At 61.9% G+C, this 26,584-nt stretch carries 23 protein-coding genes; 4 read left to right on the top strand and 19 right to left on the bottom strand.

The features are described 5' to 3' along the window. The first annotated feature begins 135 nt into the window (after positions 1–135). From ehuC to QMX88_RS18875, 4 genes are all read left to right on the top strand, one after another. Positions 136–816 carry an ectoine/hydroxyectoine ABC transporter permease subunit EhuC gene (ehuC, locus tag QMX88_RS18890; RefSeq protein ID WP_282371827.1) on the top strand — a complete coding sequence of 227 codons (681 nt, stop codon included), beginning with the start codon at positions 136–138 and terminating at the stop codon, positions 814–816. After that, positions 813–1,463 carry an ectoine/hydroxyectoine ABC transporter permease subunit EhuD gene (ehuD, locus tag QMX88_RS18885; protein ID WP_282371826.1) on the top strand — a complete coding sequence of 217 codons (651 nt, stop codon included), beginning with the start codon at positions 813–815 and terminating at the stop codon, positions 1,461–1,463. Before ehuC ends, ehuD begins: the two co-directional genes overlap by 4 nt. Next, the gene (locus QMX88_RS18880; protein ID WP_282371825.1) at positions 1,456–2,247 is read left to right on the top strand and encodes an amino acid ABC transporter ATP-binding protein; all 792 of its coding nucleotides are present in this window, start codon (positions 1,456–1,458) and stop codon (positions 2,245–2,247) included. The genes ehuD and QMX88_RS18880 overlap by 8 nt, the downstream gene beginning before the upstream one ends. A gap of 95 nt (positions 2,248–2,342) precedes the next feature. After that, positions 2,343–2,579: a hypothetical protein gene (locus QMX88_RS18875; RefSeq protein ID WP_282371824.1), complete on the top strand. Its 237-nt coding sequence runs from the start codon at positions 2,343–2,345 to the stop codon at positions 2,577–2,579. Positions 2,580–2,699: 120 nt separating this feature from the next. Here the strand turns inward: QMX88_RS18875 and QMX88_RS18870 are convergent, their stop codons facing one another. The 19 genes from QMX88_RS18870 to QMX88_RS18780 form a co-directional block, all read right to left on the bottom strand. Further along, positions 2,700–3,059 (bottom strand): response regulator, encoded by a 360-nt coding sequence (locus QMX88_RS18870; RefSeq protein ID WP_282371823.1) that lies wholly within the window; start codon positions 3,057–3,059, stop codon positions 2,700–2,702. 45 nt (positions 3,060–3,104) lie between these two features. Further along, the gene (locus tag QMX88_RS18865) at positions 3,105–4,532 is read right to left on the bottom strand and encodes an ATPase domain-containing protein (RefSeq protein ID WP_274605507.1); all 1,428 of its coding nucleotides are present in this window, start codon (positions 4,530–4,532) and stop codon (positions 3,105–3,107) included. Between the two features lie 175 nt (positions 4,533–4,707). Next, positions 4,708–4,893 (bottom strand): hypothetical protein, encoded by a 186-nt coding sequence (locus QMX88_RS18860; RefSeq protein WP_192172258.1) that lies wholly within the window; start codon positions 4,891–4,893, stop codon positions 4,708–4,710. Positions 4,894–5,151: 258 nt separating this feature from the next. Then, on the bottom strand, positions 5,152–6,447 hold the full coding sequence (locus QMX88_RS18855) for a sensor histidine kinase (protein WP_192172259.1): 1,296 nt from the start codon (positions 6,445–6,447) through the stop codon (positions 5,152–5,154). A gap of 82 nt (positions 6,448–6,529) precedes the next feature. After that, positions 6,530–7,786: an MFS transporter gene (locus QMX88_RS18850; RefSeq protein ID WP_282371822.1), complete on the bottom strand. Its 1,257-nt coding sequence runs from the start codon at positions 7,784–7,786 to the stop codon at positions 6,530–6,532. A 127-nt stretch (positions 7,787–7,913) separates the two neighbouring features. Continuing rightward, on the bottom strand, positions 7,914–10,139 hold the full coding sequence (locus QMX88_RS18845) for an ATP-binding protein (protein ID WP_282371821.1): 2,226 nt from the start codon (positions 10,137–10,139) through the stop codon (positions 7,914–7,916). Then, positions 10,129–10,761 (bottom strand): biliverdin-producing heme oxygenase, encoded by a 633-nt coding sequence (locus QMX88_RS18840; protein WP_282371820.1) that lies wholly within the window; start codon positions 10,759–10,761, stop codon positions 10,129–10,131. Before QMX88_RS18840 ends, QMX88_RS18845 begins: the two co-directional genes overlap by 11 nt. Positions 10,762–10,953: 192 nt before the next feature. Then, on the bottom strand, positions 10,954–11,727 hold the full coding sequence (locus tag QMX88_RS18835; RefSeq protein ID WP_282371819.1) for a type VI secretion system ImpA family N-terminal domain-containing protein: 774 nt from the start codon (positions 11,725–11,727) through the stop codon (positions 10,954–10,956). Next, positions 11,724–12,164 (bottom strand): type VI secretion system baseplate subunit TssE, encoded by a 441-nt coding sequence (tssE, locus tag QMX88_RS18830; RefSeq protein WP_282371818.1) that lies wholly within the window; start codon positions 12,162–12,164, stop codon positions 11,724–11,726. The genes QMX88_RS18835 and tssE overlap by 4 nt, the downstream gene beginning before the upstream one ends. 3 nt (positions 12,165–12,167) lie before the next feature. Continuing rightward, positions 12,168–12,704, bottom strand: coding sequence for a type VI secretion system lipoprotein TssJ (gene tssJ, locus QMX88_RS18825; protein ID WP_282371817.1), 537 nt, complete (start codon positions 12,702–12,704; stop codon positions 12,168–12,170). Further along, positions 12,685–13,776, bottom strand: coding sequence for a type VI secretion system baseplate subunit TssG (tssG, locus tag QMX88_RS18820; protein ID WP_282371816.1), 1,092 nt, complete (start codon positions 13,774–13,776; stop codon positions 12,685–12,687). Before tssG ends, tssJ begins: the two co-directional genes overlap by 20 nt. Next, complete coding sequence (gene tssF, locus QMX88_RS18815) at positions 13,740–15,509, bottom strand: type VI secretion system baseplate subunit TssF (RefSeq protein WP_282371815.1); 1,770 nt, start codon at positions 15,507–15,509, stop codon at positions 13,740–13,742. Before tssF ends, tssG begins: the two co-directional genes overlap by 37 nt. Before the next feature lie 22 nt (positions 15,510–15,531). Beyond that, complete coding sequence (gene tssA, locus QMX88_RS18810; protein WP_282371814.1) at positions 15,532–17,142, bottom strand: type VI secretion system protein TssA; 1,611 nt, start codon at positions 17,140–17,142, stop codon at positions 15,532–15,534. Further along, the gene (locus tag QMX88_RS18805; RefSeq protein ID WP_282371813.1) at positions 17,139–20,516 is read right to left on the bottom strand and encodes an ImcF-related family protein; all 3,378 of its coding nucleotides are present in this window, start codon (positions 20,514–20,516) and stop codon (positions 17,139–17,141) included. The genes tssA and QMX88_RS18805 overlap by 4 nt, the downstream gene beginning before the upstream one ends. A 13-nt stretch (positions 20,517–20,529) precedes the next feature. Then, complete coding sequence (locus tag QMX88_RS18800; RefSeq protein ID WP_282371812.1) at positions 20,530–21,753, bottom strand: hypothetical protein; 1,224 nt, start codon at positions 21,751–21,753, stop codon at positions 20,530–20,532. Positions 21,754–21,755: 2 nt separating this feature from the next. Beyond that, positions 21,756–22,019, bottom strand: a complete 264-nt coding sequence (locus QMX88_RS18795; RefSeq protein ID WP_192172271.1) for a PAAR domain-containing protein — start codon at positions 22,017–22,019, stop codon at positions 21,756–21,758. 167 nt (positions 22,020–22,186) lie between these two features. Continuing rightward, complete coding sequence (locus QMX88_RS18790) at positions 22,187–22,951, bottom strand: hypothetical protein (RefSeq protein WP_282371811.1); 765 nt, start codon at positions 22,949–22,951, stop codon at positions 22,187–22,189. A 130-nt stretch (positions 22,952–23,081) separates the two neighbouring features. After that, entirely contained in the window at positions 23,082–23,798 is a 717-nt protein-coding gene (locus QMX88_RS18785; protein ID WP_282371810.1) for a hypothetical protein, read from the bottom strand. 5 nt (positions 23,799–23,803) lie between these two features. Beyond that, positions 23,804–26,461: a hypothetical protein gene (locus QMX88_RS18780; RefSeq protein WP_282371809.1), complete on the bottom strand. Its 2,658-nt coding sequence runs from the start codon at positions 26,459–26,461 to the stop codon at positions 23,804–23,806. Between the last annotated feature and the right edge of the window lie 123 nt (positions 26,462–26,584).

The following is a 26,584-nucleotide window of genomic DNA, read 5'->3' as shown; positions in this document are numbered from 1 at the left end:
GCTGAAGCCGGTCCTACAGCGGGATTGCGTGCATTCAGTAGGACCGGCTTCAGCCGGGAAGGCGTCGATAGGCACACCGCAAAGTTGATTTTTCACCCCGCAACATAACGGCCCCAGCCCATACGAGTACGGCCCATGCTTTTTGATGCTTCCACCCTGGACACCGCGCGCTTCATCGCCCGCCAACTGGCCAACGGCGCACTGGTCACCCTTGAAATCACCTTCTTCGCCCAAGTCGTCGTGGTGGTGATGTCGTTTGTCATCGCGCTGATGCGCCTGTCGCCGTGGCGCGCGTGGCGCTGGATCGCGACGGTCTACGTCGAAATCCTGCGTGGCATATCCGCCCTGGTGCTGCTGTTTTACCTGTTCTTCATCCTGCCGCTGTTTGGCATCACCCTGGCGCCGATGACCACCGGCATTCTCGGCCTGGGCCTGACCTTCTCCGCCTACGGTTCGGAAATCGTCCGCTCGGCCCTGAACAACGTCGCCCGGGGCCAGCGCGACGCGATCAAGGCCCTGGACTTCGACGCGATCACCGCGTTTCGCCGAATCATCCTGCCCCAGGCACTGCCGTTCATGCTGCCGCCGATGGGCAATCAACTGGTCGAATTGCTGAAGACCACCTCGCTGGTGTCATTGATCACCCTCAGCGACCTGACCTTTTCCGGCGGTCAACTGATCACCACCCTGGGTCAGCAGACGCTGATCTGGAGCATTGTGCTGGTGTGTTATTTCGTCATGGCCTGGCCGCTCAGTTGGCTGGTCAAGCGCTACGAGCGACGGGTCACCCACTGGCGTCGCGGGGTGGCGCCATGAACTTCGATTACGCCTTCGCCTGGTCCATCGTCCCCGATCTGGTTCAGGGGCTGCTGGTGACGCTGCAAGTGGTGATCCTCGGCTTTCTGCTGGCGGTGCTGCTCGGTCTGCTGCTGGCCATCGCCCAGCGCTCGAAAAAAGCGCTGGTGCAACGACTGAGCGCCGGCTACCTGAGCTTCTTTCGGCACACGCCGCTGATGGTTCAGCTGTACGTGCTGTTCTTCGCCCTGCCCCTGGCCGGCCTGACCCTGCCGCCGATTTCCACCGGAGTGATCGGGCTGGGGCTGTACTACGCGGCCTACATTGCCGAAGCCTTTCGCGGTGCCATCGACGGCGTGCCGGCCGGTCAATGGGAAGCGGCCAGGGCACTGGATTTCGACAGCGCCACCACGTGGCGGCGGATCGTCCTGCCCCAGGCCCTCAAGCCGATGCTGCCGGTGCTCGGCAATTACCTGATCGGCATGTTCAAGGAAACCCCGCTGCTGGCGGTGATCACCATTCCCGAGCTGTTCCAGGCGGCCAAACAGATCGCCGGCATGACCTACCGCTACAACGAGCCCTACACGGTGATGGCGCTGATGTTTCTGGCGATCAGCGTGCCGACCTCCCTGTTGTTCAACTATTTCGAGAGGCGCAGCCATGTCTGATCTCGCACACGCTCTGCCCGGCGCTTTGCCGCAGATCATCCTCAAGCAAGTGGTGAAAAACTTCGGCGCGACCCGGGTCATCGACCACCTGGACCTGAGCATTCCCGCCGGCCAGAAAGTCGCGCTGATCGGCCCTAGCGGTTCGGGCAAATTCACGGTGCTGCGCCTGATCAAGGGCCTTGAGGCCTATCAGCACGGCAGCATCGAGGTGGCCGGCGCGCCGGTACCGGCCAAATCCGGCGGCTGGCACTGGCCCGGCGCGAAAAAGCCACCGGTGGTGCACCGGGTGGGCATGGTGTTTCAACAGTTCAACCTGTTCCCGCACCTGACCGTGCAGCAGAACGTCACCGAAGCGCCGCTTCAGGTGCTCAAGCTCAGCCGCGAAGAGGCCCTGGAGCGCGCCCATCAATACCTGGGGCTGGTCGGTTTGAGCCACAAGGCCGATGCCTATCCCGCGCAGCTTTCCGGCGGCCAGCAACAGCGCGTCGCGATCGCCCGGGCGCTGGCCATGCGGCCCCAGGTGATGCTGTTCGACGAGGTCACCTCCGCGCTCGACCCGGAGCTGGTCGGTGAAGTGCTGGCGGTGATCCGCGCCATCGCCCACGAGCAGCAGATGACCATGCTGCTGGTGACCCACGAAATGAAGTTCGCCCAGGACATCGCCGACCGCGTGCTGTTCATGGAGGCCGGGCGCATCGTCGCCGATGGCTCGCCGACCGAGGTGCTGGTCGACCCGGACAACGAGCGCACGCGGCGATTTCTCAATCTGGTGGAGCAACGTTGATCGGCCGCGGGTCAGGTTCGTGCGCCGTCGAAAAAAACCGAACTCGCCGACCGCTCACACATCCAACCTTCATACCCCACAGCGAGGATGAATCCATGAGCAATGACACCCCAGTCGACCCACGCAACGTCACCCAGCCCGACGCGCCAACCCTCGACAGCGCCGGCAAACCCGTCAACGTCGTACAGCGAGACCTCAACGACACCGACGACAACACCCGCGCGGTGGACGAAGTCATCACCCCGACCTCCATTCGGGAAAAGGAACAGGACGCCGAAGAGCTGAACAAGAAATCCGCCGAAATTGAACGCAAGGTTGCTGACGGCCGTTGAATCAGTCCGGGCGGCCTTACAGCCGCCCTGCTCTCCTGAGCGTGTATCCACTCCCGGCAACATCTGCCGCGCCGCAATATCGATTGTGTCCGCATTGGCCGTTTCCCGGCTGAAGCCGGCCTAGGTGCCCAGCAGCGCGCGCACGGAGTCGAGCACGGCGCTGATCTCGAAGGGCTTGTCGAACACCTTGCTGAACAGATCGGGCCGGGCGATGCCCAGATGGGACTGCGCACCGCTCATCAGCACAATGGGAATCTGCCCCAGGCTCTGATTCATGCGAACCGCTTCCGCCAACTCGATGCCGTTCATCCCGGGCATCATGTAATCGGTGATGATCAGCTGCGGGCGCTCGCGTTCGAGAATGCCGAGGGCCTTCAATCCGCTGCTGGCGGTGACGGTCAGGTAGCCTTCGTCTTCCAGCGCGAAGCTCAGTATGTCGGCGATGAGGTATTCATCATCGACAATCAGAATCGTGGTCATGCAGCCCTCCGCGCGAACGAGCGATCATCGGCTCGATGACGACTTCTACGCCGTTGCATTGCCTGAATCGTCGAGGGCATGAAACGCAGCCTTTTTCACAGTCAGACCCTGCTCGCCAATCAAGACGTCCAGCAGGGCCGGGTCGTAGGGGTTATCGCGGATTTTGAGGATCGACAGTTGCCGGGTCAGCCCCGCTGTCGATTGCGCAAAGCGGATCAGCATGAGGTTGTCGACAATGCCCGACATGTCCGGGGCCGGGGCGTCGATCTTGCCGCCAATCAGGCCGCGGATTTCCCAGCTGCAGACCACCGTGACGCCACGGGCGCGAAGCTCGCTCATCAGGGCACTGAAGAGGTCGAGAATCCGCGATTGATCGGCCGAAGCGCGGGCCATGCCACCGAGGCTGTCGAGGAACACCCGCTTGATGCCCTGCTGCTCGACGATCCGCAGCAGGTCGAGGGCAAGTTTGTCGATCAACTCGGCGCTCGCCGATTTCCAGGCAATGTGCAGCGCACCGGCGCGCTCCAGCGCTTCGAAGTCCAGCCCGAGCGCCGCCGCCTTCACCCGAAGGCGCTGGGGCGACTCGTAGAAGCCAAACAACAACCCGGGCTCGTCGGGCGTCGAGCGAGCGAGGAAATTGAGGCCGAATGTGGTCTTGCCAGTGCCCGACGGGCCGAGGAGCAAGGTCACCGACGATTCCACCAGACCACCGCCAATCAACGGATCCAGCGTGTCGATGCCGCTGGGGACGACACTGAATTCTGCGCTGTCGCGCAGTGCCGAGTGGGTGATGGTGCTTTCGAGGCGCGGGTAGACGACCAGGCCGTTTTCCGTGATTTCGCATTCGTGGGCGCCGGGGATGGCGCCGCTGCCGCGGGTCTTGCGCGCCTTGATGCGGCGTACGGAACGGTTGCCGACCAGTTCTTCACCCATTTCCAGCACGCCGTCGACCATGGTGTGTTCGGGGCTGCCGTCATCCAGCTGGGAGCTGGTCAGGAAGAACACCGTGCAACCGGCGAAGGCGGCATGGCCCTGCAATTCGGAGATAAAGCGTTTGGTGTTGAGGGTGGATTCGGCTTTGGAGCGGGCATTGAGCAGCCCGTCGAGGATCATCACCGTGGACTTCTGGCGGACGATCTCCCGGCGCAGCAGCTTGACGACTTCATCGAGGCCGTCGTTTTCCATGGTGTCGAACGCGCTCACGAACTGGATCTGGTCGCCGACGCGGTCCTTGTCGAAGAAGCTCAGCGTGGAAAGAAATTGAAACAGCCGCTCGTGGGGTTCGGCGAGCAGGGTCGCGAACAGCACTCGGCCGCCATTGCGGATGTGATTGAAACCGATCTGGTTGGCCAGAATGGTTTTTCCGGAGCCCGGTCGGCCCTGAATGATGTACGAGGATCCGGCAACGAAACCGCCCATTAGCAGCTCATCAAGCCCTTCAATTCCGCTCTGAAGGCGTTTTAGCTGATTCAAATTTGCTTCCTCCGCCACCATATTGGCGTCGTGAATATTGCGAGTTAAGTCCGCGACTAATCGCGGATTATTGAGTTTTTAAGGAAGCTTTCCAAGGGCAATCATCAATTCTCATGACAGATTCACACGCATTCGCCGACAGACATCGCTGCAAACCCATTCGAACGGGTATTTATCACTCGACCGAATCGGATCCGGGTTCCGGGGCACAGCCGTCCGTCTCGGCCTGGGACTGCTCGGTGCGCCGCTCGGGATCGTCGGGCTTGATGGGGGCGGACAACGGGTATTCAGGCGTGTCGTCAGGGTCAGCCGGTTGATCGTCAGCAGCCCCGCGAACGAGTGATGAGCGGTCTGGGCACATGGTTGCAGGTCCATTGAGGGAGGCAGGTGTTGGAGCGCACCGGCAGGCACTCGTGCGGTTCACCGGACCAATGGAGTGAACGGTGTCGTGTGCACCGAGCTGGATTGGCTACGACCTCGACTGTAGGACCGGCTTTAGCCGGGAAGGCGTCAATACCCCCACTGCAAAATTGAGACTGTACCCACTGGCCTCTTTCCGGCTAAAGCCGGTCCTACTGCCGGGAAGGCGTCGGCCGTTACAACGCAAAACGGAGGGCGCTCACACCCGTTTTTCCCCGGCCTCATCGAGATTCAGCAACACGGTAAAACAGCATCCGCCGTCATCGCGGCTGGTCAGGGTCACGGTCCAGTGCTGATTGGCGCAGATTCGCTGAACCAGCGACAACCCCAGGCCCAGCCCTTCCCCGCGTTGCTCATCGCCGCGCACGAAGGGCTGGAACATGGCCTGCTGTTTTTCCAGCGGGATGCCGATGCCGCTGTCCTCGACGCTGAAACCATCACTGCGCAGGGTCAGCTGAATGAACCCCTGATCGGTGTAATGCCAAGCGTTGCGCAGCAGATTGCCCATCACCGAGCGCAGCAAGGGCGCGTTGTAGACCTCACCGTCGCCGTCGTGGCGCTGATAGATAAAGCGCAAGCCTTTGGCTTCGATGGGCGTGCGCCAGGTGTCCACCAGCTCATCGGCAATCAGCACCAGCGAAGAACGCTGACCCTGTGGCGTGTTCTTGCCCTCCGTGCGCGCCAGCAGCAGGAAGGTTTCGACCAGCTGGTTCATCCCCGCCGTGGCCTTGCCGATGCGCTTTACCTGCGTGCGAGAGCGGTCGTCCAGCGCCGGGTATTCCATCAGCAATTCGCAGGACGTCGCCAGCACCATGAGCGGCGTGCGCAGTTCATGGCTGACGTCGCTGGTGAACAGCTTCTCGCGGCTCAATGCGGCGCGCAGCCGGCCCAGGGTTTCGTCGAATGAGCGGGCCAGCGCACCGACTTCATCGTTGGCGTAGTCGCTGGCGAGCACCGGCGCCATCTCCAGCAACTGATCGCGATGACGCACCTGGCCGGCCAGGCGCGACACCGGCGTGATCACCCGGGACGCGAGCAGCCGACCCAGCAGCACCGCCAACAGCACGCTGAGAAAGAAACCGACCAGCACCACACCGAACAGAATGCGCTCGCGCTTTTCGAATTTGCGCTGATCACGCAGCAGCACGTAGTGGCGCCCGTTTACCTCGGAGACCATGGCGTAATAGGCTTTCTTGCCGCGAAAGAACTCTTGGAATCCCGGGCGCAGGCCCTTGAGGTCGTCGCTCATGGCGAGGTCGCCAACGCCCTCGTCGGCGTAGAACAACTCGTCTTTTTCCGGCCGGTGGCGCCAGTCGTTGACGCTGTCCACGGCCAGCAGCCGGTGCAGATTGCCGCCCAGGCTCATGATCGTCAGGCGCTTTTCGACCACGTGCACGGTGGCGATGATGCCGACGGCGAATACCCCGGCGACCAGCGCGCTCATCAACGCAAATACGATGACAATCCGTTGTTTAAGGCTGTGTTTGATGTCCATGAAGGTCCGTGCATGGCGGTACTCGAATCCGGGGCGTGGCCCCACCGGCGGCGATTATCCGGTGCGGGATGTCATGGTTTTGTCAAATGCCGCGCTCTTTCCGGCTGAAGCCGTTCCCGTTGGAAATCAGCGGCCGCATGAGCAACATGCCGGCCGCGCACCCGCCCATCAGCAGGCAGGTGACGATGAAGACCACCGGCATGCCGAAATGCCCGCCCAGGTATCCCCCGGTCAGTGGCCCCAGCACCTGGCCGATGTACTGGCAGGACGTGGAGTAGCCGAGCATGCGCCCGGCGACGGCGTCGGGCACCGAATGGCGGATGATCGCCGCAATGCACGGCAACAGGCCGCCCAGGGCGATGCCCATGAGAAAACGCAGCAGCACCAGCTGCCAGGCATGGGTGACGAACGCCTGGGGAATGAGCAAGACAGCCGCCGCCGTCAGACAGCCGATGACCACTTTCCAGTGGCCGATGCGGTCGGCGAGCTTGCCGATCCGCGAGGCCGACAACACACTGGCCAGTGCAGTGGCCGACATCACCAGCCCGGCCATCAGCGTGACGTTTTCGCTGTGCATCTGGGTCAGGTACACGGTGATGATCGGCTCGATGGACATGATCGAAAACATCACCAGACAGGCCACAACCAGCATGGTCAGCACCGGTTTCCTGTCCGCGATGACGTCCCAGGCCCGCACAGCCGGCGCTTTCGCCACGCCAGCCTGACGCTTGGGCCGAGGTGCCTCCTTCATCAGAAACAGCGTGGCAAGGAAGGTCAGAAAGATCACGCCCCCGGCCAGGAAGAACGTGCTGCGGATGCCGATCAGCGGCGGCAACAGCCCGCCAATCAACGGCCCGGTCAGATTACCGGCCATGATTCCCGACGAGAGCATGCCCAGCGCCCAGCCGGTGCGCGCCTTGGGCGTCTGCGTGGCCACCAGAATGGTCGCGCCGGAGGCATAGCCGCCGAGCAACCCCGCCAGCAAACGCAGCCCGACCAACTGGTAAATGTTCTCTGCCAGCCCGATCAGCGACATCGCCACCGCCATGCCCAGGCTGGCACGAATCAGCATGAGCTTGCGCCCGTAGCGATCACCCAGCCGCCCCCACAGCGGCGCGGTCAGCGCGGCAGACAGAAAGGTCGCGCCAAACGCCACCCCTGACCACTGCACGATGGCGGCCTGATCAGTGACGCCCAGGTGCTCGACATACAGCGGCAGAAACGGCAGCAGCAACGTCATCGCAACGATGGTGGTGAACGCGCCGAACACACAGACGGCCAGGTTGCGCCTCCAGTGTTCTTCGACGAGGGATGGCTGAGATTGAGAGGGCGTGGTCATGACGGCTCTACCGTGAACGGAATACGCTCACGGTAGAGGGGCGACGGCCATAAATAAAATTCATGTTTTTCATGCGGGGGATTCCAGTCAGGAATAACCCCCTGCCGCTAAGGCGGTCGCACCCGATTCAAGACGCCATGGACGCGCGCGGTATCGTGAAACGGAATTCGCTGCCGACGCCCTCTTCACTGGTGGCCGTCAGTTCACCGCCGTGAACCTTGACGATCCCTTGGGAGATATAGAGCCCAAGGCCGGTGCCACTCGGGTTGCCTTCACGTCTGCGCCAGTAGCGCTCGAACACATGGGGCAACTGATCGCTGCCAATACCCTCCCCGGTATCCACCACGGAGAACACCACATGGTCGCCCGCACCTGCCGCCGTGACCTTCACACTGCCAGCCTTGGGGGTGAATTTGATCGCATTGCCCACCAGGTTGGACAGCACCTGAAACATGCGCTCCGGATCGGCGAAAACCGTCAGCTCGGGTTCGGCGTGGAAGGTCAGGTCGATGAATTTGTTCAGTGCCAGTGGCGTGAGCAGTGACCAGGCGTCTTCGAACAACTGGCTGACTTCCAGCCGCTCGGCGTCGATGAAGTAGCGGCCGGCTTCGATCTTTGACGTATCAAGCAAATCCTCCAGCAGGCTGCTCATCCGCGAAGACGCGCGCTGCAGGATGTCGACGGCAGAGCTGAGTCGTTTGGTAGATGCTGTGGCGTCGGCGTTGATCACCCGCTGCATCATGCCGCACTGCATGACGATAACCGTCAGCGGGCTGCGCAGGTCGTGGGACACCACGGCCACCAGTTCATCGCGGGCACGCACCGCCTCTTTCTCGCGCAGCACCTGCCGTGACAGGTCTGCCTCCAGCGCAGAGCGACGCAGATCGGACACCGCGTAGACCTCACCGGCGCTCCAGGTTCTGGCCTTGCCCTCGACCTGCTGTTCCCACAGGGCAAAAGATTCCCGTGGTTGCAGGCGATCATTGACGACCCGTTTGGCCTGTTGCGGGTTGCCACTCCACTCCACGCTGCCCCTGACTTCGGCGCGAAACCACAGCACCCCGTTGGCCACCGGCTTGGGCAAACTGAACGCCAGCAGTCCGCTGGCCACGCGTTGATACGCTTGCGCGTCGGGGAACACGGCACCAAGGCTGGACGTCTCGAACACCGATCCGGGCCGGTTCTGCAGCCATTGCTGCAACGCGCTCACTTGCTCGGTGCTCGGGCACTGGCCGATCAGGTGTACCTGACCGTCGATGATCACCGCCGCACCGGAGGCGTCGACCAGTGTCAGCAGCGCCTGGGCGTGTTCAAGCAGCCCGTTGTAGACGTCGTCAGCGGACTCGTTCATCGCCCTGGACAGCCTGTCCAGCATGTGATGCTTGGCCAGTCGCTGGCGCTGAGTCTGCTGATCTTCCAGCAGGCTGATCTGCATCGACAGCACTTGCCCGATGGTCTGGCAGGCCGAGCGCAGCGTGTGCGGCACCTGCAGCGGCTCGCGATTGCCGCAACTGATCAGGCCCCAGAGGCGTTCATCCTTGAGCAGGGAAATGCTCATTGATGAGCGCACGCCCATGTTGTGCATGTACTGACAATGGATCGGCGACACGCTGCGCAGCACCGCGTGGCTCATGTCCAGCGGCTCGCCGGTATCCGGGCGCAGGGCCGGGACCAGAGGCGCCGGCACATACGCGGCGTCGGGGATGATGCGCAGCCAGTTCAGGCGGTACAGCTCGCGGGCCTGCTGCGGGATGTCGGTGGCGGGGAAAAACAGCCCCAGGTAGGCGTCCAGTTCGGCCGTCGCCGACTCGGCAATGACCTGCCCGTGACCCTCCTCTTCAAAGCGATAGATCATGACCCGGTCGTAGCCGGTCAGTGCACGGATTTCCGAGACGCTGATGGCGTACAGATCGTCCAGCGATTTGGCCGATTGCAGGCGACGCAAGGTGCGCGTGAGGCGCGGCCCCAAGTGCTGCATCGATGCCTGTGTGGCGACGGGCTCAAGTTCCAGAAACAACAGGCCGTCGTGGCGATGCAACAGGCCATCGAATGCCTGCCCGGCACATTGCATCGGCAATGGATCGAGGCTGTGCAGATCCGCGTCTTGAACGGCGTCGCGCAAGGCCTCGGCCTGCGCCTCGCCCAGCCAGCGTACCAGCGAGTCGCCAGCCTGCACGTCGCCGGGGATGCCCAGCATCTGCCAGGCATTGGCGCTGGCCTGTTGCACGGTCCAGTCGGTTTCGAGCAGGGTCAGCAGAGCGCCGTGGGGCTGAATGGCGCCGGGGATACGAATGGGTTCATTGGCACAGGTGTCCAGCAGCTCATCCATGTTCAGCGTGTGGTCAAGCGTCATTCAACACTCCCGTTTGCTCCAGCCAGGTTTGAAAGCAGTGGAAAGTGGCACAGGCCGCCTGCACCACCTCGGCGTTGTGCAGCGGCGCATCGAACTCGGCCAGTTGCTTGAGGAAGGCCTTCCACAACCGCCCGGTGTCGCGGCCGTACACGTCCAGAAACTCACCGCCGCTGTCGGCATCAACGCCCAGCCTGTTGGCGATGATCCGGCGCAGCACCTGCCCCCCCAGCGTAGCCCCTTCCATGACATACATCACACCGAGCAACTGCGCGACGCTGTCGATGGCGGGCAGTTCGGTGCACAGCGGCAAGGCCTGAATCTGCAGGTCGTCCAGGCCGAGGGCGTGCAGATCCTTGATCAGCGCGGGGATTTTCTGCCGGGCAGGGTCGATGGCCTGGGGCGCAAGAAAGCGCTCCATCGATTGTTGCAAGGGCAGATGGAAACCGTAGTAGGCCGCGATGATCCGTTTGTAGGTGCCGAAATCAAGCTGGGGGTGGGTCAGTGGCAGTCGGGCTTCGAGCGTCGAGTGCTGGACGGCGGTAGCCGTTCGCAATTGCTGAAGGACACTGGCATAGGGGGCCGGGACGCAAGGGTCGCGCAACGCAGGGGTGATTTCAACCAAGGGCGAAAGTGTCCGGTCTGAGCGGACGTGCCTGAACATGCGGCAGCCGCTGTTGAGGCAGATGATGCGCGCACACTAATGGAGACAGTGCCCGGCTGTAAATATGGCTGACGGGGAAATGCCGACGTTCGGCCGGGCGGTACGTTCTCTGCGCGACCTTGGCCGTCGGCAAGCCTTGATACACGGGTATTGTCACAGCCAGGCCAATGCGGCGAGCAGGCCGAGCAATCCGCCGATGAGTAATCCGATCCACATCGCGGTGCGTTTTTCTGCAGTGACCTTGATGTCGGTGGACGTTGGCTGCGTGGCTGCAGAGTTTCTCTGGGTTGGGATGTTTCTCTGGGTTGGGGTGTTTCTCTGGGTTGAGGAATGAGTCCCGATGTGCAGCGATGGGGGCGGCATGGCGTTCGGCGCGACCAGCACCGCGGCCTGAGCTTCGCGCTCGATCCGCGACGCCCGTTGCTCCACCTGCGTGCGCAAGCCTTCCAGGCTATTGATGGACACAGGAATCCGCTCAAGCAGCGTCCGGCGCACGTGCTCAAGCTGCACGCAAAACAGACCGAGGTCCGCCAGATCGCCGACATTGATCTGCAGTTCACGCAGCACCGCTTGCCAAGAGCCGAACAGTCCATTGAGGAGTTCCGCCCGCGCCGACACCCCTCGGGGCCAGGGTTGGGCGTCTGCCCGCAACAGGGTTTCCAGGACCGACAGGCCTTCGTACATCCCGTTCAGCCCGGCCAGATGACTGCGCGCCAGGGCGTAACCCGCCGCCGTTTGCAGGTCCGCGCCATTGCGGGCAAAGACACCCAGGCAGCACTGCTCGAAGTGCCGCCAGTCGACATCAGGACAGGCGGGATGAGCGAGCCTGGCCATTTCGGTGCGCAGCATGCGGTATTCGGGCAGCGCGCGCGGATCGCCCCCAGGCTGGATGTCCAGGCCCGACCGCCTTTTTGCCTGGCCGCTCACGTTCGGCCCTGCACATCATGGCGCCTGAGATGACGCACCACCGCCCTTCCCTCCGGGCTCAAGGTCGTGCCGAACGTCGCGGTGCGGTTCCCTTCAAGGGTGGCGTCGAGGGCGTAGACCAGATGGCCCGGCTGGGTCTGGGGCAACAATTCGATGTCCAGCGACAACAGGCGCGGCTCGTACTTGAGCAGCGTGTCGGCGATGGTCCGCATCAGCCCATGGGCGGCAGAGGGCAAGCCTTCGAGCACAGCGCCCATGTCCGGCAGGCCGTAATCGGGCAAGTGCGCGAGGGTGCCCGCGCGGCTGTTGAGCACACGTTGCACATTGTCCAGCACCGAGAGCACGTATTGATCGTCTTCCCCCACCCGTGACAGGTCGAGCTCGCCGCTGAAATTCTGCAGCAGGGTTTCGTACAGCGAAGGGTTGAGCTCGCTCATGGCTCAACCCTCGGCCAGGGGGCGCAGGGTCAGCCGGCTTTCGCCCAGCTCGATGACCCGGGGCCGGTCCGGGTCGAGGTCGTCGCGGGTGAGCAGCAAGCGCCATTCATTGAGCTGCAGATCGGGCTCGCGGAATAACCCGACCACGGCGACCACTCCGGCGTTTTCGTTCAGCGGTACATCCAGCGGCGCGCCCTCGCCGGGCTTGATCACCAGCGATCGCTGATCCAGCAGGTCAGCGCCGAGCACCTGGTCGGCGTCCCGCAGCAGGTCGTCGTAGGTGGCTTTGCTCGCCGACTTGCCATCGCGCAGCTGATACACCCGCACCATGACCGGCACCGACAGCGCGCGCATGTCCGTGCCGTCGGTGTTCAGGGCCAGGCGGCCGTCGAAGTCCAGACGCAGGGTTCTGACCTGTTTGTAGAAAATCGCCTGGGTCATTGCTGCGGTGGATTCGGACACGCTCTGCGTCACCCCGCAGCCACTGACGAAGAGGCCGAGGGCGATGACGGACAACGCTTTATAAAAAATAGGCGACATGGGTGGGTTCTCTTTCCTGAGGATTGATGTGGAGCCCCTGATAACGGCCCAGATGGATAGTGATGATGTCGTTTATCCCGGGAGCGCTGCCCTGCAACCCGAGTCCGGCGGTCATGCCGAGCAACACACCTCGTCCGCCGAGCGCTGACACCGGCACGCAGCCGATGGGCAGCGACAGGCGCAACCGCGCGGTACAGCGCCAACCGAGGTAAACCTGCAACAGCACCCGCAGGTCGCTGTGCAAACCACCGCCGGGGAGCCATCCCCGCGCCTCGTCGTGGTCGGCGGTGAACAGCGTCAGCAACAGTTCGCTGTTCACGTCGCGGCCGACACTGCCCAGCGGCGTGCCCTGGGACAGACTCACCGGCCGCGCGGACGACAGGCTGGCAGGCGCGTCGAGGGCAATGTTTCGCGGCCAGTGCGGCTTGATCGACGCCTGAGTGCGAGACGCCAGCAAATGCACCAGCGCCGAAATGCCCTCGGCGTTGCGGGTTGGCAGACGCATCACGCCGAGCAACGCCAGAAAACGCGACAGCGGCGTGGCGATGCGTTTCGCGGTGCCGGGTATGCCCAGCCCGATCAGCCCGAACAGGCACTGGGAGGTGGGGTCGGCCCCAGCGGGCGCGAACGAGGCCGGGTAGGAATACTTGCGCCAGATCCGGTAGAACTGGGTGAAGACCCGGTGGTTGAAAATGTCGAGAAACCCCTCCAGCGCCTCGTGGCCTTCCCGCTTTTGCGCGATGTCGTCGAGGTAGCGCGTCGGCATCGGTGAATCCACGCCGTAGAGGCCGGGCAAACGGGTGCGCACGGTTGCAGGTAGCGACTGATCCTCAGACGACCACTCCACTGCTTTCAGTTCACTGGCCGGAAAACCCATGCCGGGATCGGGCCGGAAGCGCACCGGATCATCCGCCGGATCTTCCGAGCTGCCCAACGGCGGCTGCTCCGGCGCCGCGGCTTCCAGCAACTGGCAGAAGCGGTAGACGCTCGCCTCGGCCACCCGCCCCTGCACGGCACCGAGCCATTCGGCGACCCTTAACCGGGAATCCGCTGGCTGTGGTTTTCGCTCCATCGCAGGCTCCTCCCGGTCGGTTGCAGAATCAGGGTGATCTGGGTGAACAGATGGATGTCGGCGTACAGCGCGAAGAACCGGTTGAGCATTTCGCCGAACAGGCAGATATCGCCCTCGCCGGCAAAGCCGTTGGCATCAAGGGTCACTTCGATGTCCACGCCGCGCAGCAGAAAGCCCTTTTCGAAGCGCTGGATGAGGTGGTGACGCACCTCCACGATGGCTTCCAGACGCCGACGATTGAGCTCGCTGCCGGTCCAGTCGTACAGCGCCAGGGTGCCACGCAGCACTTCGGCGTTGTCGAGCATTGGCAGAAAGTTCGAGCCCAGGTGGCTCAACACCCGCCAGTGAAAGCGGTCGCGGCTGGGCGGATAACACGGCAGGGTCGGCGCACACAGGTTGCGCACCCGCAGACCGGACTGGGTCGTGTGCAGCGGCGTATCAAGGATCGTGCTTTGCAGCGCTTTTCTCGGCAGTTGCCCATTGGTGCCGGTAAGGCGCAGTGACAGGCACGGCCGCTCGGTCAATCGATCGAGGTCGGCGCCCTCGCCGCCCAGTATCAGCCAGGTGTCGTGCAGCCCGTTCGCGCCGCGCTTGAGGCGGGTGTGGAAATAACGCTCGGGCGCCTCGTCACGGAGCATGCCGCCCTTGTGCCGGAAGCTGGAAAACGGCACGTATTCTTCCCGTCCGGAATCCCGGGACGCCGTTACCCGGTCGACAGAATAGATTTCGGTGTGGCCGTCCTGCAGGCGCATGGGCCGCAGCAAATAGTCGGTCTGTAAGGGATCAAGGGACAGCGGGTCGGCCTCCAGCGGAAACAGATTGATCACCGGCACGGCGTGCAGGCGAATGTGCTCGCTGCTCAGCGAAAATGCATGGGGCCAGGGCACTCTCAGGACAGCCTCGAGTTCGAACCACGGCGCGTCCGGCGCGATGTTCATGTTTTCGAGCCCGTGCAGGGTCACGAACATGAATTTCTCGCGAAAACTGAAGTACTCCAGCAGCAACTGATAGCCACTGAAGGCGCTGTCGCCCTTCGGCCAGAGCCGGTCGTCATCGCCGAAGCCCTTGGGCCCAAAACGTCCTTGCAGCGGTTGACGTTGCGCGTCCCCGGGCTGACGCACATAGAGGGCCTGAGTGCCCAGGGTCAGCGCGTGATGCAACGCGTTGGCCACCGCCGGGGTGGCGTTGAGGTACAGCGGGATGCGGCGCAAATCCAGCTGGCCCCAGTTGCTCAGCGCCCCGCAGGAAAACCGTAGGCGAATCACCGAGCGCCCGTCCGGTTCCTGAGCCAGGCGCACCGAATCCAGCGCCAACGGACGCAGGGTCAGGTCCTGGGTGGTGGTGTAACTGCAGCGCGTGCGCTGGGGGCCGATGGGTTGCGACTGTATTTCAAAGCCGGTCGCGACCTGCTCGCTCTGCTTCATCTGGTGCACGTCGGGCTGCAGCTCGACGATCGACAGCGACGGAATCGTGCGCAGGTAATGGGGCCACAGCAGACTGACCAGGCCTTCGGTCAGCTCCGGCAGGTCATCGTCGAGTTTTTCCCGTAGCCGTCCCATGAGGAACGCGAAGCCTTCGAACAGCCGCTCGACGTAGGGATCGTGGGCGCCGGGCTTGTCCAGATTCAGCGAAGCGGCGCGGTCGGGAAACGCCTGGGCGAACTCCTTGCCGGCCTCGCGCAGGTAGCGCATTTCCGCATCGAAGTAGCGCAGGGTCAGATTGTCCGTGTTCAAAAAAACCTCCTGGTTGAAAGTGTCAGCCGCACAGCACTGCCGCGCGCACCGGGTCCATAGCCACCAGAGCCGCCAGCAGCGGCTCCATCCGTTTGCCCAGCGCAGCCTTGTCGGCGTCGCTGCGCTGGGCTTTCATGCGCAGCAACTTGAGCAGCCGCGCCTTGACTTCAAACACCCGCGCCGGCTCCCACTGAGCGAGCACATGGCGCTGGGCCGTGGCGTCCAGTTCGCCGAGGACGTGCAACGCCAGCTCGCTTTTGCCGTACTGTTCGGCGACCCGCGCCATCAGCAGGCGCAGTAGCCAGCGCTGCCGGCCGCCGTGAATGTCGGGGCGCGTGTCGAGCCAGGCCAGCGCCACCTCGACACCGTCGCGATCGGCCTGGGCCAGTGCCTCGCTTTCGAGGGCCAGAATGTCGGCTTCGTCTGCGTTGGAAGCGGCCGTCGCGGGCAGCCAGGCAGCCACGCTTTGAGTGCTGACGTGCTGATCGATCCACTCGCGGGAGGTCTCGTCGGCAAAGGCCGAGCCGTCGTCCCAGCACAAGGTTTCGAGGCCCGGCAGTCGCTCCAGGAGCAGGCCCAGATCCTCTTTGACGATGCGCGCCCAGCCCTCGGACGGCGCCGGTTGCCGGCTCAGCGCCTGGTACAGAAACCATTGCAGGTCGAGCCAGAAATGGTTCACGCCCTCGGCGAACATGCGCTCCACCTGATCGAGCAACTCGTTCCAGCTCTGTTGCAGGTACAGCCGCTTGAGTTGCGCGCGGTATTCGGATCGGGGCGGTGCCAGGCGCGTACGGCCAGTGGCGTCCTGGGGCGGCGACTGGTGCACGGTGTCCCAGCGCAGACTTTTCATCAGCCGATGGGCCGCCAGCCAGCCCTGGGGTTGTTCACGCAGATAGCTGGCCAGGGCGCGGCCGTTGTCCAGCAGGTCGCGGCCCGAGCGGATGGTATTGGGCAGGGGGCCGGCGCCGTGGGTGGCGGCTTGTTTGGTGGTTTGAGGGTTCGCAGCGTCATGGCTGGCACTGAATTGCGGCACCACGGCATCGAGTCCGCCGGCCTGGGCCAGCCGTGCCGACAGCGCCGAGTACAGTGTGCCCAACTCAGGACGCTGGTCGACGGGCCATTGTTCAAGCACGTCATCCAGCCAGGCGAGCGCGGCGACCGTGCGTTCGGCCTCGGCCTTCACCACTTCCGGGTACAGCGTCAGGCTGTCGAGGACTTTGGCGCTGGCCAGCCACTCCAGCGCGACCTTGCGACTGTTGGGCCGCGCCGGCAGCACCTCGGCGCTGTAGCGATCAACCATGGCGGCCAGCAGATTCAAACCGTCCGCCAGCCCCGCTTCGCCGTCCCGCTGCAGGCGCGCCCACAGGTAATAGGTGAGCACGCGCAGGTCCTTGCAGGTGCCTTTGAGGAGTTTTTCCGCCAGTACGATGACCCGATCGGCGTCCGCCCCGGACAGCTTGTTGACCTCCTCGCGCATGCTCTGGAAATCATCGTCATAGCCGGGGTCTTGACCCACATTTGAGTCACCACTGATCGGCGCCAGCCACGCTGCCCAGTGTTCAGCGTGGGCCTTGGCGAGGGCCACCGCGTCGCGCTCACCCAATGTCGTGGCGATCAACGCTTGCAGGCTCATTCCATCACCTCGGCGCGCGACGCGGTTTGCGCGCTGGCGATGCCGTTGAGGAAGATCTGTCGCGGCAGTTTGAAATTGCGCAACGCCAGTAGGCTCATCGGTCCCGCGCCCAGCTCGGTGCGCATGTGCCAGGTCAAGTCCAGGCCGTCCGGCGCCGGCACGCTGATGCGGTAGCGGCTGTCGCTGTCGTCCAGCGCGGTGACCGTGGCGGCGTCCAGCAAACGGATCAGCCCCCAGGCGCCCTGAAAGTCACCGTACAGACGCTCGCCGCTGCGCACGCTGGTCCATGTGAGGCTGGCGCCGGGGTAATCGCTGCTGCCGGGCCAGGCAAAGCGCTGCCAGCTCTCCTTCTGATTGAAGTACTGATGGCGCGCGCCATTGAGCACGAAGGTGGTCTGTACCACGTCGCGCACCGCCTTGCCCTGCAGCTCGAAGTTGATGCCCATGCCGCCGTCGGTGTAGAGCACGTCGGCCAGGTGGCTGAGCTGATTGACCGCCGCGAGAAACCTGGGGTTGATCTGCAGGCCCTGACCGTGGGCCGGGTCCACCCCCCAGCGACCGCCGTCCTTGCGCAACACGCCGGTCAGCTCCCGCTGCAAGAACTGCTCAATGCGCCCCGAGTCCGCGCGGATCATCTTGCCCAGCATCGTCAACGAGGCGTCGCTGCCGGTGGCGGCGAAGGGATAACGGCCGAGAAATGCCTTGTCCCATTCATCAACCACCGCCTGCTGCCACTGCCGGTTCAGTGCGATCGCCGAAGGTTCCAGGACCTTGCCCCACGCCTGATCCAGCGGCTGCACGAACAGCGCATGGGCCACGCCGTCCCACTCCTCGCCGAGACTGGCCGCCAGCAGTTCGCCGTAGGCCCGAGTATCGGTAAGGTCGATGTTCTTGCCCTGAAAGACCGTTTGCGCCATGGCCTGGGTCATGCCCTGGGGATCGGCGGCATGGCTGACCTGTTGAAGCTTCAGGCGCACCCGCGTCACGCGGGTCAGAAACGCTTGCAGGCTGAGGTCGTCATCGCCGCCCTTGCCTTCCGCGTCCTTGCCCAGCAACCCCAACAGTGGGCCGAAGGTCGGATCCAGCGGCCCGGCCGGCGTGTCGAGCTGCTGGCTGATGGCAGGGACCTGCGACGGGCGCTCGCTGCCCATCAACTTCTGCGCCGACTGCATCAGCGAGTCTTTCAGACCCTGACTGCGATGGCCGGCCTGACCCTGCCACGCCAGGGTGTTCATGAAGGCAATCAAGGGTGACTGGCGGACGTCGCTCATCAACGTCAATTGATCGATGACGTCGGCCAGGCTGTCGGCCCGTCGCCACTGCACTCTGTTGAGAAACGCCAGCCAGGCGCCGGAGTAATCATGGAAGTAGCGCTCGGTCAGGCGCGCTCGTAGCTGTTCCGGCGAGGTATTCGCGACGCCGCTGTTTTCCCGGTCGCTGAGCACCCAGTCGATCTGCTCGCGGCGGGCCGCGACGATGTCGTCGATCGCCTGACGCACCTGCCCTTCCCACGCCTGCCGCGTGAACACACCCGGCACACGCGCCTCGGTGAAAAACAGCGGCCACGCCTCTTTGTCATCGACCATCTGCTCAACCCCGAGATCGGGAGCGTGAGTCGCGGCGGCCTCCAGCACCTGCTGATACAGGCTGGCTTCGCCATTGCGCTGGCCCAGTTGCACCAGCAACACCTGCCGCGCCTGGGCCACCAGCGCGTTATCCGCCTCGATGCGCCACTGGGGATTGGCCTTCAGTTGCTCGGCGTAAAACTGCCACAGCGTCGGTGAAAGCCCTTTCCATAAACCCGGCGACACGCCCATGCGCGTCGGCTCGGCATGACCGAGGGCCGTGACCAGAAACCCGGCGTCCACTTTCTCCGGGCGGGCCATCATCAGATAGGCCTTGAGCTGCACATATGCGTTGTGCGCGCCCTTGGCACGCCGAGGACTGTCGGCGGGTGATGCCACCAAGGCGGCGAGCTGGCGCTTGAGGTTCTCCGCCGCCGGGTCGCGCATCAGCCGGTTATTGGCTTCCACGTAGCGCGGCCACATCGTCGCGAGCAAGGCATCGTTCTGACTCAGCCCGAAGCGCTGAAACCATGGCTCGCCACTGCGTGCGCGGTCCTTCAGCCGTCCCATTTCGAGGATCAGCGCGTTGAGGGCGAGCAACGGCTCATCGCCGTTGCCCGACGGCGCCACGGCCGCGAGGGACGACTTGATGTCGAGGATCTGCGCGCGGTGGGTGGAAAACGACAGCAGTTGGCCGGTTAACCCGATCAGCATGGCGCCGAGGGCAAGGGCGTAGCTGATGCGCGTGACAGGCCAGCCCAGGCGCCGGGCGTCGCGAGGTGTGCCCGCGAGAACACCGGCCCACGCCGGACCCGGCAGCCACAGATTGCCGACGGACTCGGTCGGTAGCGCCGGCAAACTGAACCACAGCCCGCGTAACGGCACGCCCCGCGCGAACTTGCCCAGCAACGGCGTCAAGGCCTGGTGCCAGCGGGCGATGCCCTCTGCTTTCAGGTTGGAGGACAACCGGGAGAGAAAGTCATGGTCAGGGTAGACCGCCAGCTCGGCCAGGCCCATCTGATGCAACGAGTCGTCGATGGGGGCCAATATTGTCTGCAGTTGCGAGCCGCTGAAGCGCGGGGGCAGCAGCGACCCAGCGGGCGCGCGTGCGTGCTTTTGCTGCGTCCGATTGCTCTCGCAGACCTCCCACAGGTGCAGCGGCAACTGCCAGCCCAGGGTTCGCGCGAGTTGCTGCAGACCGGCGACGCCACTGCCCATTGTCGCGGCGTTCGCGCTTTGCTGCTTATCAAGGGCCCAGACCACGCCGTCCAGACCGCGCCGCTGGGTTACCGCGTGCCAGCGGGTGGCGGTTTTGCAGAGCTGGGATTGCGGGCTGCCGCCCCAGAGCAGCACGGTGTTCTGGGATTCAAGCCACTGGGCGTCGGCCAGGCCTGGGGCGATGGCTTCGATCTGCTTGGGCTCCCCGACGACCAGAATGAAGCGGGTGCGGGTGCGCTGGAAGGCGGTGTATTGGTGGTGGAGGTGCTCTTTAAGCGCATCGGCGATCTGTAGCGCCTTGTCCTCGCCCGGTCCAGTCCCTTCGGCAGACGCTGGCTGGGGAGAGATTTCACTGGCTTTTCTGAGATATTCCGCCCGCCCCAACCGTTGCGTCAGCCACTGAAAACTCACTGCGCCCGCACAGGCCGTTATTGTGGCGGCCGCAACACCCAGCAGCCATGCGGTTTGTTCTTCGCTGCCGGCAGCGATGCCCATGAGGTGAGGGAACAGCCATATCAGAATTATCAGGCCGAAGCCCACCACCAAAATGGCTGTGAGAACAACGAACCCGATAGAACGTGGAATACGCATAAAAAAGCTCCTGCTAGGGACGCGCGGGGACGGGCGTCAAGACCATGCCCCAGAGTGCGGTTTCACCCGAACCCTCCCCGGACAAAACAAATTGAGGTTTGGCTTCGTGCTGCAGATTCAGCGCAGCGGCGGCGATGGCCAGCCACGGCGCGGCAGGTCCGGCGTGGCCCAGCAACGCGTCGAGATCGATCAGCTCCGGTTTAGCGTCCGCCGTCGGCAGGGCCGCTGGGATCTGTGCAGCAATTGTGGCGTTGCGCGCCCCATCGACACCTGCGCGCCAGACCTGACCGACCTGCTCGGGCTGCAGCGGCACCCAGTCCAGCGCTTGACGCATTGCCCGGATCAATGAGGTGTCGTCTTGCTCGCGCTCTGGTTCAGGACGATGAAGGCAGGCAAGCGTCGTTACACCGCTATGGTTCGTGGGGTTTGCAAGCAGCAGCCCAACGGCGGCCTCAGCCGTTGCATCGGCGTTCGAGGGGGCGATCTGCAGCGCGATGACCATCAGTGGGCTCTGGTCCGCAGCGCGTTGGTCGAGCCATTGGTCGACAGCGGCCATGCCTGTTTCGGCAACGGGCACTGGGGCGTGCCGGATGCCTGACTGTTGCCACGCCTGTTTCCAGATGTCTTGAAGCGTTTCCTCGGGTACACAGGTCTCAACCGTAAGCAGCAACGCAATCGGGCTGTTTTGTGGGAACTGCGCCAATGCAGGTGCCAGATCACCGAGCACTCTGCGCAAGGCCCCATCCAGCACATCCTCAGGCGCTTCGGCTACATCCCCAGGCAAGCGACTGTGACGTGCCACACCGCCAAGTCTTGTTACCTGGGATTTGATGGCGGGTTCGTCCCCGAGCATCAGATCGAGCAGAGGGTGTGTATCCGAGTCCGGCGCTCGCAACGCGGTGTGCAGGCTTGCGCCCAATACGTCAAGCGAGCGGCGACCACAGCTGATCCGCTGAGCCAGGTCCTCTTCCCGCACCTCATCCCAGCCATCGGCGGAACGCTGCTGGCCGGCGAAGATCATCGCCCTCAATCCGGCAAGGGCAGCCCAGATCATGGCCGACAAAGACACCGCCGGCCCCAGGATGCTTGGCCGGCCCTCCTCCGCTGCCGGGATCAGCAGCGCCTGCGCGACCAGGCCTGCCATGACCAGCAAACCGAGTGCGCCAATCCACAGCCACACCCGGGGCCGACCGGGTCGCTGAGCAACGGGCGGCACTTGATCCAGTCTGACCGGCATGACTAACGTGCGCTCGCTTGTGGCATGGACGAAATCAACAGGCATCCGCATGCGCAGCGATGGCCGTGAAAGGCAACCGGAATACCGTTGTCATTGAAGGCGGCGTGCCCTTCGGCCACGAACGTCGGGCCATGCCCGGGCAGCGGACAAAAGACAGGATCGTTCAGCCGGGCGACGCCAATGCCGCCGAATTTCATGACCCCGGAACCCGAAAGCACCTGGCCGCCTCCGGTGTGTGTGTCGCCTATGCGGATGATGTTTTTCATGATGTTTGTCTCTTGATGGCAGAAATAAAAGTTGATCGAATCCACCCGACTTCATAGAGGTCGGGGATGTAACAGTGCTTTGCACAAAAAAGTGCATTGCAGGAAAAGCCCTTCAGAACGTGCGTTTGGTAGTCCTTCAGGAGTGTTTAGATGCCTCTGAAAACTGCCTATGGGTAGCGCTTGCTCGTGCGCCCGCACCCAGGTTTTATTTGGATTTTACGGCATCTATTGACGGCCATTTTTGTCAGTTTGTATTCTGTTAACCGATCTAATAAAAACGGATCATGAGAGCGGATAACGTCTAGATATACCGGCTTATCCGGCTGAGCCTTGTTAAAAACCAGGAAGGCCTGCTTTTGTTTGAAGTAATAACAGCCTGACGACGTTTTTACGTATTTCTCGGGCTTTGCATTCGACAGATCATCCATGGAGGCATATCGATCGTATACCTCAACCTTGCCAATTTTTCCCAGGAGAAAGTCTCCGCTAGTTTTATTGCTGATCATTGGCCATGTGTCGAATGCGTAGACCGAATGCATCCAAGTATTAGCGAGCTCCTGTGCAATGCTCTGAGAGTCTTCGTCGATCTTTGCATTGAGACCGCACATCCCCGCAAGCACTCCAGCGCCATTTCTAGAGTTTCTGCCATCGGCATACGCGCAATCGATATACGCACCGCGCGCATCTGCCTTTAAAGTGTAGTAATAACTGTCTCTTCCGAAAGCGAACAGCGCGGGCGCATTATTGATGAGCTTTACGCCTGTCGATAAGCCATATCGATCGCCGATAATATTGGGATATTGAAACTCCTGAACGCTAACATGTGCTGTCAGGGTTCCATCTTTGTCGTTGGAAGAAATTGAAAAGGCTGCGTTCACCCCGGTTGCCATCGACAGGCACATAAGCCCCAGTAACACCTTCACGATTTTCATAGCGATTTCTCCGGACAGCCTTCGTGACTGCTTTAATTTTCTTCTTAAAAGGTCCCGCGCATCGGGATCAATTATTTGCTAGCCGTAACTGTCTTTATTTGCACGCGTCAATGCCTTAGTGCCGTTCCTGTTAACGGCACTTTCTGACGGCCATTTTTGTTAATTTTGCTTCTGTTAACCGATCTAACAAAAATGGATCGCGAGAGCGGATAACGTCTAGATACACTGGCTTATCCGGCTGAGCCTTTTTATATACCAGGAAGGCCAGCTCCTGCTTGAAGTAATAACACCCCGACCCAGTCTTTATATATTTTTCGGGCTTGACCCCAAATAGCGCATCTACCGAAGGATATTGATCGTAAACTTCAATCTTGCCAATTCTCCCTAGAAGAAATTCCGCACCAGTATTATGATCGAGCATTGGTCTTGTATTAAAACCAAAAACCGAATCTTTCCATTTGTTTGAGTAATCCTGCGCGATCGACTGAAAGTCTTCGACAATCTTTTCATCGAGATCGCACATGCCAGCGAGCACTCCGGCTCCATTCATGGGGTTTCTGCCATCGGCATACGCACAATCGATATATGCACCATGCGCGTCTGCTTTTAAAGTGTAGTAGTAACTGTCTCTGCTTAAAACATAAAGCGCTGGTGCGTTATTGATCATCCCATCAGTCGTCCAAAGGCCATATCGGTCACCAATGATTTCGGGATAAGTAAATTCACGATCATCAACATGCGCTGTCAAGGACCCATCATCGGTGTTCGATGATAAAAAAAAGGCGGCGCTTAGCCCAGTTGATATCGAACAACAAATGACGACCAAAAACGGCCTTCTGAATTTCATGTTTATCATCCCTGTAATTTTGACGATTGGGTTAGCATTTTCTCAAAACGTTCTGCGTAGGAAGCAATCAAAGTTGCGGCATCGTTACCATTGATAATCTGCCTAGCAGACAAATAGTCATGCCTCTCTCCCGCAAAAAAACTAGAAAGCTTCTTTCCCGTAAACAGCCCTTTCGCCATGCCCATAATCATGATAGGGACGGAGTGTTCGACTTTGGCCGCCGCATCCGGATCAGCAACATAGTCAAACCCCGTCAAATCCGAAAACTTCTGATAGTTGACCTTCCATGTCAAATGCACGCAACCGCGACCTCGGTATTTAAATCCATCGCCCTTTTCGACATTGCCGTAAAGAACAGCTTTTTTTCGCTGCCTGGGTTCGGGAGCAAGTACAGGGTCATATTGATCAAAGTAAGAAAGCTTTCCATACTCAGGCTTTTCGCTGAAAAATTCACTCGTTGGGTAGTAGTAAGTTTCATGCCTCACCGTTGCCAACATATAAGCAACTTCGTACACGCTCGCAACGTCGGTCGAGTCCTCGTAATACTTGTTGATCGCCAGGACGGTCCTGCGCAGATTTTCTCTTGAACCCGCCGTAAGCGCAGGCGTGCCCGGAGCGAAGCGAGTGTGTTCCGCGGCATACAACGTTAAAAATGCTTCGACATCTATTAGCCCACCTGTCTTTTCAAAACACCCGATCAACCCGATCGGATGCAGATGATGCAACTTCCCATCTGCGGGCAACCCAAGCTGTCCGGCCACCTCTGCCCACCAAGTCAACTCTCTGATCCGTTGCTTCTCTGCCAGCCAGTTGCGGTTAGGCGTCGAGCCGCCATGCCCCAGGAGGTCGTCCAGTGCATCCCACTTGCCCGGGACGTGATGCCATTCGCTTTGGTAGCGAACAATCAGTTGGGAAATCGACTGCGCGTGGGCTGGCAGTCTTAGCGCGGCTTGTATCTCGCTACCGCTCAGTTTGCCGTCACGGTTGCGGTCAATGATGTCGAACAGGCGCTTTTTGATCGGGCCTTGGTCGGCCTTGTCAGCGGCCGCGCCATGGCGTGTGATCTCGTCCTCGTTGAACCGGCCTGATGCACGCATAAAAGAGGCGAGCATGCTCCGCGGCGAATCGTAGTCGGCGAGGGTCTCGTAGCCTTCCCACGACCAAGGACTGAGCCACGGCGTCACGCCGACTTCTTCACGCACCCAGCCGTCGAGCAGGTTGTTGTCGGCGTCGTGCAGCAGCCCATCCAGGCGATACCAGTTGCACGCTTTGCTGTCGGCACTGGCAGGCACCGCGATTTTTCGTTCGACCGGCAAGCCGTCGATCAGACTTTTGGGAAGCAACAACTGCGCGGCGCTGAACGTGCTTGCCGCCTTCAACGTCGGCGGCTTTTTGCTGCTGAAAGTCCCCTGATGCGCGACCACGGGATTGCCTTTCGCCAGCTTCAGCCAGGTCCTGCTGCTGGCGGGCAGTTTGTCTGCCCAAAGGCGGCTCAGGCGCAGGAACGTTTTCACGTCGCCCGCGCTGAACACCTCCAGGTGCAGACGATTCTCCGGGTAATCGACGGCGCCTTCGTGATATCGGCCCATGTGCCCGATCAGTTCACCGGCCTTGATCGCAACCGGCTTATCCAGAACGACAACGCTGCCCCGCGCTTCCGGCTCGACCGCGCCGCTCTGCAACGAAGCGAAGTGCACGTATTGATTGACCTGCTCCAGCTTGCGAAACCGGCCCGTACCACTGACCGTCACCTCGGTGCCTGGATACAGCGTGCCGATCTCGTTGCCTTTGCGAACCATTGGATGAGCACGGACGTTCAGGGGCGTCTCGGAAACGACCCGATGCTGCTCGCCCGCCAGGGGTCGCAGGAAGTCGGCGCAGACATAACCTCGCAACGCACCGCTGGCGTCTTTCAGATGATCGGGGCCGGGGGTGTTTTCAAGCTTGCGATAAGTGCCTTCGCCGCTGACCTGGACTTCCGCACCACGCGGCAGCCAGCCGATGATCGCGCCCTTGCTCGCCTTGTTGCGCACGTTCAGTCCGCGTTGCCCGGGGTAGTCCCCATGGATGTCGTTAACGTCGACGCGAACTTGAAGGGTCGATCCGGATTTCCATAATCCTGGCCTGACGACAGCAGAGTCTTTTTCGTACGCCGCCCAATCCCGCAAATGCATGTAGAGACTGTAAATAATCAGACTCGGCGGCGTGTCCGTGCTGCCCTTGATGGCAGGCGGCTGCAAGCGGTGTCGCACCAGTACGAAATTACGCGAGAACGGCTTTAAAACGAGCTGTTTATTGACGAAATACGTCGTGTCAGGCGACTGCTCATCAATGCGATAGGCCACCACTTCACCGTCCGCGATGCAGTGCACGCTCGACTGGTCCAGCGTGCCCGCCGTTCCCGCATCAAAATGCACACCGCCATGCCAGAGCCCGCTGCTGCCGAGGGGATAGCTGCCGCTTGCGGCGTTTGCCAGATGGGTCAGGTGCTGGAGCGAATCGCGTTTATCGCGGAAGGGATGGCTCCAGTTTTGGACGGGTTGCAGTAGGTCGGCATCTCGCTGCGCGTCAGCAGATGAACGCGGCGGCAAGGTGTCCGGCGTTGGCAGTATCGGAGACTGGGTATCTTCCAATCCGAACGGCAAGGCAAATTGAGTATTCATAGCGTTATTCGCTCCTGCGATGACGGCGCGGTGCGCCCATGAAGTCCATCCGCCCTTTTTCAGGCGCGCGAGAGTAGACGGGCCTGGCGGGGAGCCGGGTCTTGCTCGTTAAGGATGTAAGCC

The organism is Pseudomonas sp. PS02290, assembly GCF_029960075.1.
In the GTDB taxonomy this organism is placed as follows: domain Bacteria; phylum Pseudomonadota; class Gammaproteobacteria; order Pseudomonadales; family Pseudomonadaceae; genus Aquipseudomonas.
The sequence above is the reverse complement of the archived record's forward strand: the minus strand, read 5'-3'. Positions and strand labels throughout refer to the sequence as shown.